This window comes from Bacillus sp. FSL H7-0578, assembly GCF_038630855.1.
GTDB lineage: Bacteria > Bacillota > Bacilli > Bacillales > Bacillaceae > Bacillus > Bacillus safensis.
Genome location: NZ_CP152045.1, coordinates 3,504,814 through 3,518,704, shown reverse-complemented (window position 1 = coordinate 3,518,704; position 13,891 = coordinate 3,504,814). Strand labels below are relative to the sequence as shown.

At 39.9% G+C, this 13,891-nt stretch carries 15 protein-coding genes and 1 pseudogene; 15 read left to right on the top strand and 1 reads right to left on the bottom strand.

All coding sequences use genetic code 11. From position 1 onward, the window contains the following. The first annotated feature begins 118 nt into the window (after positions 1 to 118). The 14 genes and pseudogenes from MHB41_RS18125 (at position 119) to MHB41_RS18060 (ending at position 12,761) form a co-directional block, all read left to right on the top strand. Positions 119 to 982, top strand: a complete 864-nt coding sequence (locus MHB41_RS18125; RefSeq protein WP_176544447.1) for a S8 family peptidase — start codon at positions 119 to 121, stop codon at positions 980 to 982. A gap of 56 nt (positions 983 to 1,038) precedes the next feature. Next, positions 1,039 to 1,830, top strand: coding sequence for an SAR2788 family putative toxin (locus tag MHB41_RS18120; RefSeq protein WP_140352791.1), 792 nt, complete (start codon positions 1,039 to 1,041; stop codon positions 1,828 to 1,830). 25 nt (positions 1,831 to 1,855) lie between these two features. Further along, positions 1,856 to 2,317 carry a stage III sporulation protein AH gene (locus tag MHB41_RS18115; protein WP_098677079.1) on the top strand — a complete coding sequence of 154 codons (462 nt, stop codon included), beginning with the start codon at positions 1,856 to 1,858 and terminating at the stop codon, positions 2,315 to 2,317. Between the two features lie 117 nt (positions 2,318 to 2,434). Further along, positions 2,435 to 3,310, top strand: a complete 876-nt coding sequence (locus MHB41_RS18110) for an aldose 1-epimerase family protein (protein ID WP_340899674.1) — start codon at positions 2,435 to 2,437, stop codon at positions 3,308 to 3,310. A 59-nt stretch (positions 3,311 to 3,369) separates the two neighbouring features. Continuing rightward, positions 3,370 to 4,314, top strand: coding sequence for a sugar-binding transcriptional regulator (locus MHB41_RS18105; RefSeq protein ID WP_041118292.1), 945 nt, complete (start codon positions 3,370 to 3,372; stop codon positions 4,312 to 4,314). Between the two features lie 84 nt (positions 4,315 to 4,398). Then, positions 4,399 to 5,070 carry a deoxyribose-phosphate aldolase gene (gene deoC / locus MHB41_RS18100; RefSeq protein ID WP_034281386.1) on the top strand — a complete coding sequence of 224 codons (672 nt, stop codon included), beginning with the start codon at positions 4,399 to 4,401 and terminating at the stop codon, positions 5,068 to 5,070. Between the two features lie 166 nt (positions 5,071 to 5,236). Continuing rightward, positions 5,237 to 6,418, top strand: coding sequence for a NupC/NupG family nucleoside CNT transporter (locus MHB41_RS18095; RefSeq protein ID WP_041118288.1), 1,182 nt, complete (start codon positions 5,237 to 5,239; stop codon positions 6,416 to 6,418). 25 nt (positions 6,419 to 6,443) lie between these two features. Beyond that, positions 6,444 to 7,745: a pyrimidine-nucleoside phosphorylase gene (locus MHB41_RS18090; RefSeq protein ID WP_041087525.1), complete on the top strand. Its 1,302-nt coding sequence runs from the start codon at positions 6,444 to 6,446 to the stop codon at positions 7,743 to 7,745. Between the two features lie 151 nt (positions 7,746 to 7,896). Beyond that, positions 7,897 to 8,381: pseudogene (locus MHB41_RS18085) on the top strand (MarR family transcriptional regulator). Between the two features lie 13 nt (positions 8,382 to 8,394). Further along, positions 8,395 to 9,033: a nitroreductase family protein gene (locus MHB41_RS18080; protein ID WP_340899677.1), complete on the top strand. Its 639-nt coding sequence runs from the start codon at positions 8,395 to 8,397 to the stop codon at positions 9,031 to 9,033. A gap of 25 nt (positions 9,034 to 9,058) precedes the next feature. Continuing rightward, positions 9,059 to 9,352: a putative quinol monooxygenase gene (locus MHB41_RS18075; RefSeq protein ID WP_024423933.1), complete on the top strand. Its 294-nt coding sequence runs from the start codon at positions 9,059 to 9,061 to the stop codon at positions 9,350 to 9,352. A 189-nt stretch (positions 9,353 to 9,541) separates the two neighbouring features. Further along, the gene (locus MHB41_RS18070) at positions 9,542 to 11,923 is read left to right on the top strand and encodes an immune inhibitor A domain-containing protein (protein ID WP_065214973.1); all 2,382 of its coding nucleotides are present in this window, start codon (positions 9,542 to 9,544) and stop codon (positions 11,921 to 11,923) included. 206 nt (positions 11,924 to 12,129) lie between these two features. After that, positions 12,130 to 12,384 carry an ORF6C domain-containing protein gene (locus MHB41_RS18065; protein WP_012011773.1) on the top strand — a complete coding sequence of 85 codons (255 nt, stop codon included), beginning with the start codon at positions 12,130 to 12,132 and terminating at the stop codon, positions 12,382 to 12,384. A gap of 5 nt (positions 12,385 to 12,389) precedes the next feature. After that, entirely contained in the window at positions 12,390 to 12,761 is a 372-nt protein-coding gene (locus MHB41_RS18060) for a DUF1304 domain-containing protein (protein WP_034281380.1), read from the top strand. A gap of 34 nt (positions 12,762 to 12,795) precedes the next feature. On the opposite strand, the gene MHB41_RS18055 is transcribed toward MHB41_RS18060, so the two are convergent. Beyond that, positions 12,796 to 12,960, bottom strand: coding sequence for a hypothetical protein (locus MHB41_RS18055; protein WP_003214630.1), 165 nt, complete (start codon positions 12,958 to 12,960; stop codon positions 12,796 to 12,798). 255 nt (positions 12,961 to 13,215) lie between these two features. On the opposite strand from MHB41_RS18055, the gene MHB41_RS18050 reads away from it, so the two are divergent. After that, entirely contained in the window at positions 13,216 to 13,872 is a 657-nt protein-coding gene (locus tag MHB41_RS18050) for a type 1 glutamine amidotransferase domain-containing protein (protein WP_034281379.1), read from the top strand. Positions 13,873 to 13,891 lie beyond the last annotated feature (19 nt).

The following is a 13,891-nucleotide window of genomic DNA, read 5'->3' as shown; positions in this document are numbered from 1 at the left end:
CAATAAATTTTTATTGTAAACCACCATATATTAATATATAACATTTTTGGTTTTATATTGACTCAAAACCATAATATAGAATAATATATGAAAAAAGGAGTGGTGTTGAATCAATAGTTTGATAAAAAGATTTTTGATAATATTAATAGTTCTTTTAATTTATTTTAAGTGTTTTGAATTGCACTCAAAAAATTTAAACTTCACTAATAATATTCATCAACAGATTCCATGGAGCATAAAGCTAACAAAAAAATATGTGGAAAATAATAGAGGAGGAGAAAGTGTACGAATAGCAATAATTGATAGTGGGATAGATGGGACTCACCCTGATTTGGTAGGTAAAGTTAAAAAAGGACTTAACACAATTGGTACAGGAGGAGAACAAGAGGACAGTTTAGGGCACGGTACTGCTGTAGCTGGAATAATCACAGCTAATGATAATGAAATTGGACTTGTGGGTATAACGCAGAATGTAGAGTTATATCCTGTTAAAATTCTAGATTCAAAAGGCAAGGGTTCAATAAAAAATTTTGTTAAAGCTGTTCAATGGTGTATTGATAATAAAATTGATGTTATCAATGCTAGTTTTGGATTAATGAAAGATGATCCATCTGTTAAGAAAATTATAGACAAAGCAATACAAAAAAACATAATTATAGTAGCTGCTGTTGGTAATAAGTATGGAAGGAAAATGGATTACCCAGCTGCTTATGAGAATGTTTTTTCTGTAACCGCTGTGGATAAGCATAAGAAGGTAGCTGAATTTTCATCTAAAGGAAATTACGATTTTGCTGCCCCTGGTGTGGATATACCAGTTCTAAAGCCTCATAACAACTATGCGATTGAAAGTGGTACCTCTTTAGCGAGTGCCCATATTACAGGTGTAGTAAGCTTAATTTTACAGTACCGGGAACGTTTTAATATTAATTCTGAAGAACGTTTAAACCAACAAATATATAAAGTTTTGAAAAAATGGTATTGATGATTATTTGAATAAAATTGTTTTTTAGAACAAGAAACTCGGAGGTTTAGTTTAGGATGAATAAAATAAGTAAGTTAATCTCAATTGTTATATGTCTATCGCTGGTTATAACTTTGTTTTTCCAATTTCCAAATAAAACAGAGGCTGTTACCACAAAAGATTTTCATGTTTTAGAAGATAGTAATGAAAAATATGTAATTTCACAGGAGCAAGACGGAGTAACTGGTATTCTAACTCTAAATAAAAAAACAACAGAAATCAGTTATCAAACTGAAGAAATTGGTAGTGAAGGTGAAAAGGTTTCAAAGGATTATGAAGTTGACTTGCAGACACTTTTAAATGATAATTTAGATGTTACATTTAAAGATACAAAAGATGATAAGAAATATGAAGTGAATTCTGAAGATATTCAAGCATCTTTTGCATTTGTTATCCCTATTGGTATTGCTATTGGGGCAGTTCTATTAGAACATTTATTAGCTTTGGGACTTGCAGTAACAGTAGTAGGTGTTACCTATATTGCTTATTCTGAATTTATAAAAAGGAAAGACAATAAACATAATCACTTTATTGCTTATCGAGACAAAGATAAACCTCATTTATTTATTGGAAAAGGCGTAAGTCGTGCAAACGCTGTAAAAAGATTAGCTCAGAAAAAAGATACATGGTCTACTTCCAAAAGCAATGCACAATCTATTGCTAAAGCAGCCAGTCCGATTGGAAAAGTAATAGGTGCAGAAATTGACAAAAAAGGAAAAAATAAACATTATCACTATCATCCAGTTTATAAATTAAAAGGTAAATATGAAAGAACAGGAGCACATGCTTTTTTTGGCGCCCCTAGATAAGAAATTGAGATAGAGGAGGTTTTCGATGATTGTTCTTAATCGTGAACCAAGAAAGAAGGAATACAATGCGCTCATCGATTTATGTTGTGAAGTATGTGATGAGTTCCAATTAGTTTTTAGAAAAGATTTTGCTGATTTTGCTGATTATCGTGAAATTCTAGATAAACTTTCACCATCTCTTAAAGAAATGAAGGAAGAGTCTGAATGGGCTACCACGATTCTAGGAGATGGTCAAACAGCATATGTTTATTATTATTATGCCAATGAACACACAAAAAATCTTTTGAAAGAACTTTCGAACTCTCTATACGGGTGGGTTCACCCTAATTTACTGGAGGATTTATCATTCTTCAAAAATGGGAAAGAGTGGATGGTTTCAAGCTCACATGAAGAGGAGAGCTATATTTTTCCTGAAAACGAAGAAGAAATTGAGAGTTTAAAACAAATCAAAGGTCTTAGATGGACTATAGAAGATGATGATGAATAAGTAATTTAAACGGCTTTTCCCTAGAAGGGAGAAGTCTTTTTTATTCTAACTAACTCTTTTATACTCAAAACCAAAATCCCTGTCATAATAAAAGTAGAAGGAAAGGGGATGTGTTGAATGAGAACGATCGAAAATGATCAGTTATTGGTTCAGATTCATGAAAAAGGAGCGGAAGTCAGGGAGGTGCTTGACAAGGAAAGCGGGCGTCACTATATGTGGTCTGGTGATCCAGCTTATTGGGGCAGGGTGTCGCCTGTCTTATTTCCGATTGTTGGGCGATTAATGAATGACCAATACAAGATGGACGATCAAACCTTTGAGCTCACGCAGCATGGTTTTTTACGTGATGTCAATTTTGATTTATATGAAGAAACGAAGCATACGGTGACCTTTCAATATGAATCAAGAGGCCGGCATGTGAAGCAATACCCGTATGAATTTACAGCGCGAATTCGTTATGAACTATTGGAAAATGGACTGAAGATTTCCTGGGAAATTGATCATGACGGAGAGGATACGATGTATTTCTCCATTGGAGGGCACCCAGCATTTCGTATTCCTCTTCTTGAAGGCGAGCAAACAGCAGATTATTCACTCACATTGACACCTTCCACTGAGCATCTCCCTGTGCAATATGAACTGCGGAATTCACTTGTCAGAGAGAAAGAAAAAGGTATTGAACTTGAGTCGATCCAGCTTCGACCGGAGCTTTTTCAGCTTGATGCGATGATCTTTAGCCATATCAATCGAGTGTCATTGACTTCAGGTGCAGGTCACGGAGTTGAGGTCGATCTCACAGGCTTTCCTTTCGTTGGCATTTGGTCGCCTTATGATCAAGAAAAAGGAACGATGGCTCCTTTTGTTTGTATTGAGCCGTGGTATGGCATCGCCGATATGGAAGGGACGAATGGACAGTATAGGGAGAAGTTTGGGATTCAAACATTAGAAAAAAATGAGACCTTTCATGCCGCTTATACGATTTTCTTCAAATGAACATTTGTGCATGATGAGGTGAACAATTTGTTATGATAGAAGAAAAAGGGGGCGTATGAATGGATCGAGAGAAACAACAGCTGAGTATTGAAGCGGCAAGGCTTTACTATTTGTCTGATTACAGCCAGCAGGAAATTGCCAAACAGCTCGACCTGTCGAGACCGACTGTATCTCGGCTGCTTCAATATGCGAAAGAGAAGGGGTACGTCCAGATTACGGTGATGGATCCGTTTGAAGATTTAAATGAGCTTTCTTCATTGCTCAAGGAAAAATATGACCTGCTCGAAGCTCATGTGGTGTTTTCGCCGAAGGACGACTATCCAACCATCACCGATTATTTGAGCCGATTTGGTGCAGATTACTTGCAAGAAACGGTGAAAGACGGTGATATCGTTGGCGTGAGCTGGGGAACGACTATGTATCAAATTGCACAAAAGATGCAACCTAAACAGGTAAAAGGTGTAGAGGTTGTCCAGCTCAAGGGTGGAATCAGCCATTCTCATGTGAATACATATTCTGCGGAAACCATCCAGCTGTTTGCTGAGGCCTTTCAAACAGCACCGCGTTATTTGCCGCTTCCTGTAGTATTTGATAGTGCTGCCGTCAAAGAGATGGTTGAGCAGGACAGACATATTCAGCGAATTATTGAAATGGGCAAGCAGGCGAATATCGCTGTGTTTACTGTTGGAACGGTCAGAGATGAAGCACTTTTGTTTAGACTAGGTTATTTCCGTGAAGAAGAAAAAGCGCTCCTCAAGCAATCCAGTGTCGGAGACATTTGCTCGCGCTTTTATGATCAAGATGGACGCATTTGCAGTGAAGCCATTAACAATCGCACAATTGGCGTGGAGTTAGATGATTTAAGGACAAAAGAACGATCCATTCTTGTCGCTGGCGGTCATCGAAAGGTGGCTTCTATACACGGCGCACTAAGAGGAAAATATGCGAATGTATTGATCATCGATCAGCACACAGCGAGGGCTCTTTTAAATGTCACAAAATAGATGAACAAAATTTCATAACTATGTTTACAATTGTTCATCTGTCATATATGATGAAAGTATCATAATTAAAAGGAAGTGTGAAGCATGACGATAGCGAAGCTCATTGATCATACAGCACTAAAACCAGATACAACTAGAGCTGCAATTATGCAGTTACTTGAAGAAGCAAAGACTCATCAATTTGCATCTGTTTGCGTAAACCCAACTTGGGTATCTCTAGCGTCGAAAGAACTAGCAGGAACAGGTGTAGATGTATGTACAGTCATCGGTTTCCCGTTAGGCGCAAACACAACAGCGGTAAAAGCATTCGAAACAAAGGATGCCATTGAAAACGGTGCCACAGAAGTGGACATGGTCATCAATGTTGCGGCATTGAAAGACGGCGAATATGATGTGGTTGAACAAGATATTCGTGCAGTTGTAGACGTAGCAAAAGGCAAAGCATTAGTGAAAGTCATTATTGAAACATGTTTACTTACTGATGAAGAGAAAGTCAAAGCTTGTGAGCTTTCAGTGAAAGCCGGCGCTGATTTTGTGAAAACATCGACTGGATTTAGTACAGGCGGTGCGACTGCTGAGGACATCGCATTAATGCGTAAAACAGTAGGACCTGACATCGGTGTGAAAGCATCAGGCGGCGTGAGAACAAAAGAAGACGTTGAGGCAATGACAGCAGCAGGTGCTACCCGTATTGGCGCTAGTGCAGGCGTTTCCATTATCAAAGGGGATCAATCAGCTCCTTCGAAAGACTATTAATTCATACGATCCTATGGTAGGATAACATTCATGACTCATAAATGATGAAAAAGTCATATGCGGAAGGATCTCACTTCTGGGAATTTCTTCCGCGTTTTGTTTGCAAAATAGGGTTTGTTCTATACAAGCGCATTAATGTAAACGAATTCATTCAAGGAGGAAAAACATGAAATACGTGATTGGTATCATCGGTTTGCTAGTGATTCTTGCCATTGCATGGCTGGCTAGTAATGGGAAAAAACGAGTGAAATTCCGTCCAGTAATTGTCATGATTGTACTGCAATTTATTTTAGGTTATATTCTGCTCAATACAGGTGTTGGAAACTTCCTAGTCGGAGGTTTTGCAAAAGGATTCCAAATGCTTCTAGGCTATGCCGGTGAAGGAATCAACTTCGTATTTGGCGGGTTAATGAATGATAATGCGTCCACTTTCTTCATCAATGTTTTACTGCCGATCGTCTTTATCTCGGCGTTAATCGGTATCCTGCAGCATTGGCGTATTCTTCCGCTTATCGTACGCGGAATCGGATATTTGCTTAGTAAAGTGAACGGTATGGGGAAACTAGAATCTTACAACGCAGTAGCGTCTGCGATTTTAGGTCAATCAGAAGTCTTTATTTCTATTAAGAAACAACTTGGATTATTACCTCAGCAGCGTCTTTATACATTATGTGCATCTGCAATGTCGACGGTATCGATGTCGATTGTTGGTGCATACATGCAAATGATTAAACCAGAGTACGTGGTTACAGCACTTGTGCTGAACCTATTTGGTGGATTTATTATCGCATCGATCATCAATCCATATGAAGTGTCTAAGGACGAAGACATGCTTGAAGTCGTTGAGGAAGAAAGACAATCCTTCTTCGAAATGCTTGGCGAATACATTATGGATGGTTTCAAAGTAGCGATTGTTGTTGCTGCAATGTTGATTGGATTCGTTGCATTAATTGCGATGATTAACGGTATCTTTACAGCAGTCATTGGTGTTTCTTTCCAAGATGTACTTGGATATGTCTTTGCTCCATTTGCGTTCCTTGTTGGTGTACCTTGGAGCGAAGCGGTACAAGCAGGAAGCATTATGGCAACCAAAATGGTATCGAACGAATTTGTTGCGATGCTCGCTCTATCTGGAGACGGTCTGCATTTCACTGCTCGTACAGAAGCGATCATTTCTGTATTCCTTGTATCATTTGCGAACTTCTCTTCTATCGGTATCATTGCTGGAGCAGTCAAAGGCTTAAACGAAAAGCAGGGGAACGTCGTCGCACGATTTGGATTAAAGCTGTTGTTCGGTGCAACTCTTGTCAGCTTCTTAACAGCAGGTGTAGTCGGTTTAATTTTCTAATTTAAAAAAAGGAATGGTGAAAACAATGAGAATGGTAGATATCATTGCGAAAAAACGTGACGGAAAAGAATTATCTTCAGAGGAAATTTCTTTCTTTGTCAAAGGTTATACGGATGGAACAATTCCTGACTACCAAGCAAGTGCCTTGGCTATGGCAATTTTCTTCCAAGATATGACGGATCAAGAACGTGCAGACTTAACACTCGCTATGGCGAACTCAGGAGATACAATTGACTTGTCTGCCATTGACGGTATTAAAGTAGACAAGCACTCAACAGGCGGAGTAGGCGATACAACAACGCTTGTACTCGCCCCTCTTGTTGCAGCACTAGATGTACCTGTTGCGAAAATGTCTGGGCGCGGCCTTGGGCATACAGGCGGTACAGTGGACAAGCTTGAAGCGGTGAAAGGCTTCCACGTAGAAATTACAAAAGACGAATTCATCGAGCTCGTGAACCGTCATAAAGTAGCGGTCATTGGGCAATCAGGCAACCTGACACCAGCTGATAAAAAGCTGTATGCTCTTCGTGATGTGACAGGAACTGTTAACTCAATTCCGCTTATTGCAAGCTCCATTATGAGTAAGAAAATCGCTGCTGGTGCAGATGCGATTGTACTTGATGTGAAAACAGGCGCAGGTGCTTTCATGAAAACACCAGAAGACTCAGAAAAGCTTGCAAAAGCCATGGTTCGCATCGGAAACAACGTAGGCAGACAAACAATGGCGGTCATCTCTGATATGTCTCAGCCGCTAGGATTAGCGATTGGGAATTCCCTTGAAGTGAAAGAAGCGATTGACACACTCCGAGGCGAAGGCCCTGAAGACTTAAACGAGCTTGTGCTCACATTAGGAAGTCAAATGGTCGTTCTTGCGAAAAAAGCAGACACACTTGATGAAGCAAGAGAAAAGCTAATTGAAGTCATGAAAAACGGTAAAGCACTTGAGAAATTCAAGGAATTCTTAGAAAACCAAGGTGGAGACAGCTCAATTGTGGATCAGCCTGAAAAACTGCCGCAAGCACCTTACAAAATTGAAGTACCTGCCAAAGAATCAGGTGTCGTAGCTGAAATCGTCGCGGATGAAATTGGTGTTGCAGCGATGATCCTTGGAGCAGGACGCGCAACAAAAGAGGACGATATCGACCTATCTGTCGGCATCATGCTGAACAAAAAAGTGGGAGATCGTGTTGAAAAAGGAGATTCACTTGTGACTCTGCATGCGAATCGTGAAGATGTTGCAAATGTCATGGAGAAAATTTATGACAACATCCGCATTGCTGATCATGCCGATGCACCAACATTGATCCACACGGTCATTACTGAATAAAGAAAAAGGACAAAAGCGATTCGTCGCTTTTGTCTTTTTTTATGGTTATTTTAGGCGCGTCTTTTTCTATTGAAATAAAAAAATTCACTTTATGAAACAAACCTCTTGCAATCATCAAACAATGGGTGTATATTAATTGACGAGTCAATGATTGATATATCAAGTAATTGATTTCTGAATAGAAAAGAGGGGATGGCATTGACTGCATTTTGCTCTGAAGAGGCAGAGGTATTATATCGTTTGCAGTGCGTGAACCGTATGATGGGCGTGAAGTTCGAAGCATGTACGGGCATCAGCCAATCAAGACTTGAGTTGCTATCGCTGTTATTCCAAGCCGATGAAATCAGCCAATCAGATTTGCAGAAAAAAGTAAATATTGATAGTGCAGCTGTGACGCGTCATTTAAAACAGCTGGAAACAAAAGGAATGGTCACACGCAGAAGAAAACCAGAAGATAATCGAGTCACACTTGTCCGCTTAACAGAAGAAGGCAGAACGAGAATCGAAGCTTCTAAAATAGAAAAAGAACGATTTATCTCAGAAATGCTTGAAAACGTAAGTGAAGAAGAACGAAGGCTTCTGACTGATGTGCTCATCCGTATACAACAAAACATCGAAAAGATTCAAACAACCTAAAGGAGTGTTACACATGGCTACAACATTAAAAACAAACGATTTTATGGAAATTATGAAAGGGCGCCGCTCTATTCGTAACTATGATCCATCTGTGAAAATCAGCAAAGAAGAAATGACAGAGATTTTAGAAGAAGCAACAACTGCACCATCATCAGTAAATGCACAACCATGGCGCTTCATGGTGATTGACAGCCCAGAAGGAAAAGAAAAGCTTGCACCACTTGCAAAATTCAACCAAACTCAAGTGTCAACATCAGCAGCTGTCATTGCAGTTTTTGCAGATATGAAAAACAATGAATACTTAGAAGAAATTTATTCAAAAGCAGTAGAAAATGGCTACATGCCGCAAGAAGTGAAAGAAAGACAAATTGCTGCATTAACTGCACACTTTGAGGTTCTTCCAGAGCAAGTGAACCGCGAAACCATCTTAATTGACGGTGGGATTGTGTCTATGCAGCTTATGCTTGCTGCACGTGCACACGGTTATGATACAAATCCAATTGGCGGATATGATAAAGAAGTCATCGCTGAAACATTTGGATGGGATAAAGAACGTTATGTACCAGTCATGCTTCTGTCCATTGGGAAAGCGGCTGACGAAGGTTATGCATCTTACCGTTTACCGATCGACCGTATCACAGAGTGGAAATAATTTTTAAAAAAAGGGAGACGATCACATGATCATTATTCATGCAGGGATGACCATTCATCCAGAAAAAGAAAACGTATTTTTAGAAGAAATCAACGAATTAATGAAAGCTTCACAGGCTGAAGAAGGCAATGTTTCCTACAAGCTATTCAAGGATACAGAAAAGGAAAATACATTTTTAATGGTAGAAGTGTGGAAAGATGACGCTGCGGTTCAGAGCCATAATGCAAGTGCTCATTTCCAGGCTTTCGTAGCGAAGGCAAAAGAATTCTTAGCCGCTCCACTTGACGTGGTTGCTTTTCAAGGCCAGCAGCTTTCATAGAAAAACAACAAACACCCTAGGCGGTTATCGCCTAGGGTTCTTTTATTTTCGACATATGGTTCCACCCATTTCATTCACGTATTGTGCATTTTCCACAAAATTTCTGAAAATAAAATGTTTTTCGACTTAACTATATTGGAATATGCTAGAATTAGATATTATTTATTACCAAAATAGGGAGGAACCAATATGAAAAAAGGGAAATGGACGAAAATTGCACTAACCGCTGTCCTAAGTTTAGGCACATTGACAGCTTTCAGCACCCCTCTATCTGCCCACACCACAGAAAAATCAACATCCTCAGATGGCGGTCATTATTCAGGTATTCCATTTGACTCAAGTGTCGTGAATGAAGACCGTCTTATCAAAGCCTTGAAAAAACAAGGAAAGATCAAAAAGAATGCCAATGAGGCAGAAACCCAAAAAGCATTAAAGAACTATCTAAAGAAAAAAGAAGAATCGGCAATGAAACAAAGTGCCAGCACCTTAACAGAAGAGCCTGAATTCCTGAAAGAATACAAACAAGAGGTACATAACAAACTTGCCAAAAAGAAAAAATTAAAGAAGCATAAAGGAAAAGAAGGCAATCAAGTAAAACCGGTCAAAAAGGAAAAGTATAAAGGTGACGTCCGCAATGATAAAGTATTGGTTTTATTAGTAGATTTTAAAGATTATAAGCATAATAGTATCAAAAAAGAAGAGACTGATATGTACTATGACAAGTACGATCAACAGCACTATCAAGATATGCTTTTCGGAAAAAATGGCTACATCGGTCCAGATGGGAAACGGAAAGTATCCATGAAGCAATATTATGAAAAGCAGTCTGGCGGCAGTTACACAGTTAGTGGAACAGTTGCAGGATGGTATACAGCGAAGCATGAAGCAGCTTATTACGGCGGGAACGTACCTGACGATTCAGGCAGTGACGGCAGACCGCGCGAATTGGTGAAAGAAGCACTCGAAGCAGCAGCAAAAGATCCGAATATTGATCTCAGCGAGTATGATCAATGGGATCGCTATGATATTGATGGCGACGGGGTTTATAACGAGCCAGACGGCATCATTGACCATCTGATGGTCGTTCACGCCGGCGTAGGTGAAGAAGCAGGCGGCGGACAACTTGGCGCTGATGCGATTTGGTCACACCGCTGGTCACTTGGTGATGTATTTGAAATTCCGGATACTGAATCTGAAGTCGGACAAGGCGGGAAATTAGGCGCGTTGGATTACACCATCGAGCCTGAAGATGGCGCAGCAGGTGTGTTCACACATGAATTCGGACATGATCTTGGTCTTCCTGACGAGTACGATACACAGTACACAGGCAGAGGAGAGCCCGTTTCTTACTGGTCGATTATGTCAAGCGGAAGCTGGGCAGGTAAAGTTCCTGGTACGGAACCAACAGGCTTTAGCCCATATGCGAAAGAGATGCTTCAAAATCTGCATGGGGGCAACTGGCTTTCTGGACAAACCATCGATGGTAAAACATTAAAGAAAAGCAAAACAGTATTAATTGATGAAGCAGCAACAAAAGGAACGAACCATGATGCCGTTCGAGTCGATTTACCAGATAAAGAGATTGTCGTCACGACACCTGCTCAAGGGAAATATTCGTACTTCAGCGGAACGGGTGACAATTTGAATGCAACCATGACGACAACAGGTATTGATTTGTCAAAAGGAAGCAAAGCAGAGCTGACATTTAAAGCATGGTACGATATTGAAGAAGATTATGATTATGCGTATATCGAAGTGCGTGAAACAGGGACTGATCAATGGAAGACCATCGCGGGTAACATCACGAATGATCGAAATGAAGCAGGTGCAAACGAAGGCCATGGCATCGACGGAAAATCAGACGGCTGGGTAGATGCAGCCTTTGACCTGTCTGCTTATGCAGGGAAGAAAATCGACCTGCAATTCCGTTACACAACTGATGCAGGCTATGCACTTCCAGGCTTATTCGTAGATGACCTGAACATCACCGCAGATGGAGCGAAAGTATGGTCAGATGATGCCGAGGGCACGTCTACTTTTACCTTTAATGGATTCTCAAAATCTAATGGAAAACAATATGCAGCACAATACTATTTACTAGAGTGGCGCTCTTATGCTGATGTCGATAAAGGCTTAAAGCATATTAAACGCGGGGCAAGTCTGATGAGCTATAATAACGGGTTGGTCGTTTGGTATGTCGATCAATCATACAGTGATAACTGGGTAGGAAAACATCCGGGGAACGGATTCCTTGGCGTAGTAGATGCAGATCAGCAAGTATTAAAATGGAGTGACGGTTCCATTGCCGCCACAGGGTTCCAAGTACATGATGCAGCATTCTCTTTGAATCCAAGTACGAAGCTGAATATAGATTATACAGCAACAACGGGCTTAACTTTGCAAGATCGCTACATTCGACCGGCTCGTACATTTAGTGATAAAAAGAACTATGTGAATCCAAACAACCCAGATGCAGGACGCGATGTACCGACATATGGGTTATCCTTTAAAGTCGTTGGACAAAGTAAGGATCGTTCTGTTGGAAAGATATTAATTTCGAAAAGTAACTAAATAGAAAGCCGGATTCTACCATTGAATCCGGCTTTTTGATATGTGAGAAAAGGATTGTGAGGGCACGATTGTTTTTTAAATCGAATGTCTGTTCTTTTTTATTTTGATATCCGAATGAAACCATTATATAATAGACACTGGAAGGTTTTTCTTTCAACCATGATTCTTTTTAGCTGTTAAAACAAAGGAAAGGATGAGCGTTACCAATGAGTTGTGTCACTGCCAAGCAATTAAAGGTGATTCGAGGGACGATGCAGACTTTTTGCAGCCATTTGGAGTATGATGGCCACGGTAAGCTTCATATCAATACCATCATGGCTTTTATTAAAAAGGAATTCGGCGTGAGAAAAATGAAAGACATTCCACAAAGTCGCTTTACAGAAGCGCTAGAATTAATACAAGACTTTGATTTATACACGGACAAAATAGAGATTCGTGACCGTCTATCAGAAAGGAATTAACTAAATTGAATATTTTAGCAATGATTTTAGTAGGAATTGTCGCATTAGAACACATTGTCATCATGTTATTAGAAATGTTTTTTATGGAATCAAAGATGGCGAAGCGGTCTTTTAAGCTGCCAGAACACTTGCAAAAAGATCCAAATGTCAAAGTAATGTTTGCCAATCAGGGGCTTTATAACGGGTTTTTAGCTGCAGGACTCATTTGGGGGCTCATTCTTGGATCGAATACCGTTGGATATATGATTCAGCTGTTTTTCATTCTTTGTGTGATCATCGCAGCAGTATTTGGCGGTGTAACATCCAATAAATCAATTATCATCAAACAAGGAGTACCAGCACTGCTTGCACTCATTGCACTGATGCTGGCGATCTAATCTTAAATAAAGCCGCCCCTGGTGAGGGCGGCTTTTATCTTTTTCGAAGACCCATCAAACGAATAATGGATGTTAGACAAAGGGCTACGGCAACGGCCAAAATGATTTTTCCGTACATGACCCCCGTTAGGTTCATCAAAAAGACGGCCAATATAATACAGAGCGTGATGATGATCATCACAATCGAATAGGTTTTCATCTCTTTTCCACTCCTTTAAAAATCCCCTCATGTGACGAGAGATCTGTCAATCTTTCCTCATATTATATCACTCAATGACAATTTTACATGAAATTCCCTACCAATAGAATGTGACATATTGATTAGATTTCGAGTCATACCATATTTTTTAGAAAATCGGGTATAACATAATGAGCTGGCCTAAAGTCATATTGCTTGATATTTAATTGTGCAAAATATAAAATAACCACAGGATAAATCGAAAGGATGATCAAGATGAGTAAGAAAGTGTTATTAGTATCGACAAGCAGCCCAGAAATGAATGGACATCCAACAGGCTTATGGCTAGAAGAGTTGGCAGAGCCATTTCATATTTTTAAAGAAAATGAACTAGAAGTACAAATTGTCTCTATTCAAGGTGGCACTGTACCAATTGACAAAAATTCAATTCCTGAAGGTGTCCCAGCGCAATATCAAGATGTATATGAATTACTTCAAGACACAAAGGCGCTTACAGATGTGAATCCCGCTGATTATGACGGAATTTTCTTTGCTGGAGGGCACGGCCCTATGATCGACTTTGCGTCTAATCAACTGGTAGCGGATGCGATCTTAGCAGTTTCAGATAAAAATGGTGCGATCGGAGCCGTTTGTCATGGCGTTTCAGCATTCGTTGATGTGAAGGATGAAAATGGCAAATCATTTATCGAAGGCAAAAAAATCACAGGCTTTACAAACGAAGAAGAGGAAGCCGTGCAGCTGACATCAAAGGTTCCATTTTTATTGGAAACAAAACTTCGTGAGCAGGGGGCAGCGTTTGAAAAAGGAGACGCCTTTGCGCCATTTGCTGTCGTTGACGGACAAATCATCACTGGACAAAACCCGGGATCAAGTGCAGAAACAGCACGCTTGTTTGTCAAAACTATTGCATAAAACGATCAAAAACCAGTCG

Excerpts from the sequence above, each read along its gene's own strand:
- MHB41_RS18105 (WP_041118292.1), top strand. The coding sequence starts at position 3,370 with ATGGATCGAGAGAAACAACAGCTGAGTATTGAAGCGGCAAGGCTTTAC.
- MHB41_RS18080 (WP_340899677.1), top strand. The coding sequence starts at position 8,395 with ATGGCTACAACATTAAAAACAAACGATTTTATGGAAATTATGAAAGGG.
- MHB41_RS18115 (WP_098677079.1), top strand. The coding sequence starts at position 1,856 with ATGATTGTTCTTAATCGTGAACCAAGAAAGAAGGAATACAATGCGCTC.
- MHB41_RS18070 (WP_065214973.1), top strand. The coding sequence starts at position 9,542 with ATGAAAAAAGGGAAATGGACGAAAATTGCACTAACCGCTGTCCTAAGT.
- MHB41_RS18120 (WP_140352791.1), top strand. The coding sequence starts at position 1,039 with ATGAATAAAATAAGTAAGTTAATCTCAATTGTTATATGTCTATCGCTG.
- MHB41_RS18075 (WP_024423933.1), top strand. The coding sequence starts at position 9,059 with ATGATCATTATTCATGCAGGGATGACCATTCATCCAGAAAAAGAAAAC.
- MHB41_RS18050 (WP_034281379.1), top strand. The coding sequence starts at position 13,216 with ATGAGTAAGAAAGTGTTATTAGTATCGACAAGCAGCCCAGAAATGAAT.
- MHB41_RS18055 (WP_003214630.1), bottom strand. The coding sequence starts at position 12,960 with ATGAAAACCTATTCGATTGTGATGATCATCATCACGCTCTGTATTATA.
- MHB41_RS18065 (WP_012011773.1), top strand. The coding sequence starts at position 12,130 with ATGAGTTGTGTCACTGCCAAGCAATTAAAGGTGATTCGAGGGACGATG.
- deoC (WP_034281386.1), top strand. The coding sequence starts at position 4,399 with ATGACGATAGCGAAGCTCATTGATCATACAGCACTAAAACCAGATACA.
- MHB41_RS18110 (WP_340899674.1), top strand. The coding sequence starts at position 2,435 with ATGAGAACGATCGAAAATGATCAGTTATTGGTTCAGATTCATGAAAAA.
- MHB41_RS18095 (WP_041118288.1), top strand. The coding sequence starts at position 5,237 with ATGAAATACGTGATTGGTATCATCGGTTTGCTAGTGATTCTTGCCATT.
- MHB41_RS18090 (WP_041087525.1), top strand. The coding sequence starts at position 6,444 with ATGAGAATGGTAGATATCATTGCGAAAAAACGTGACGGAAAAGAATTA.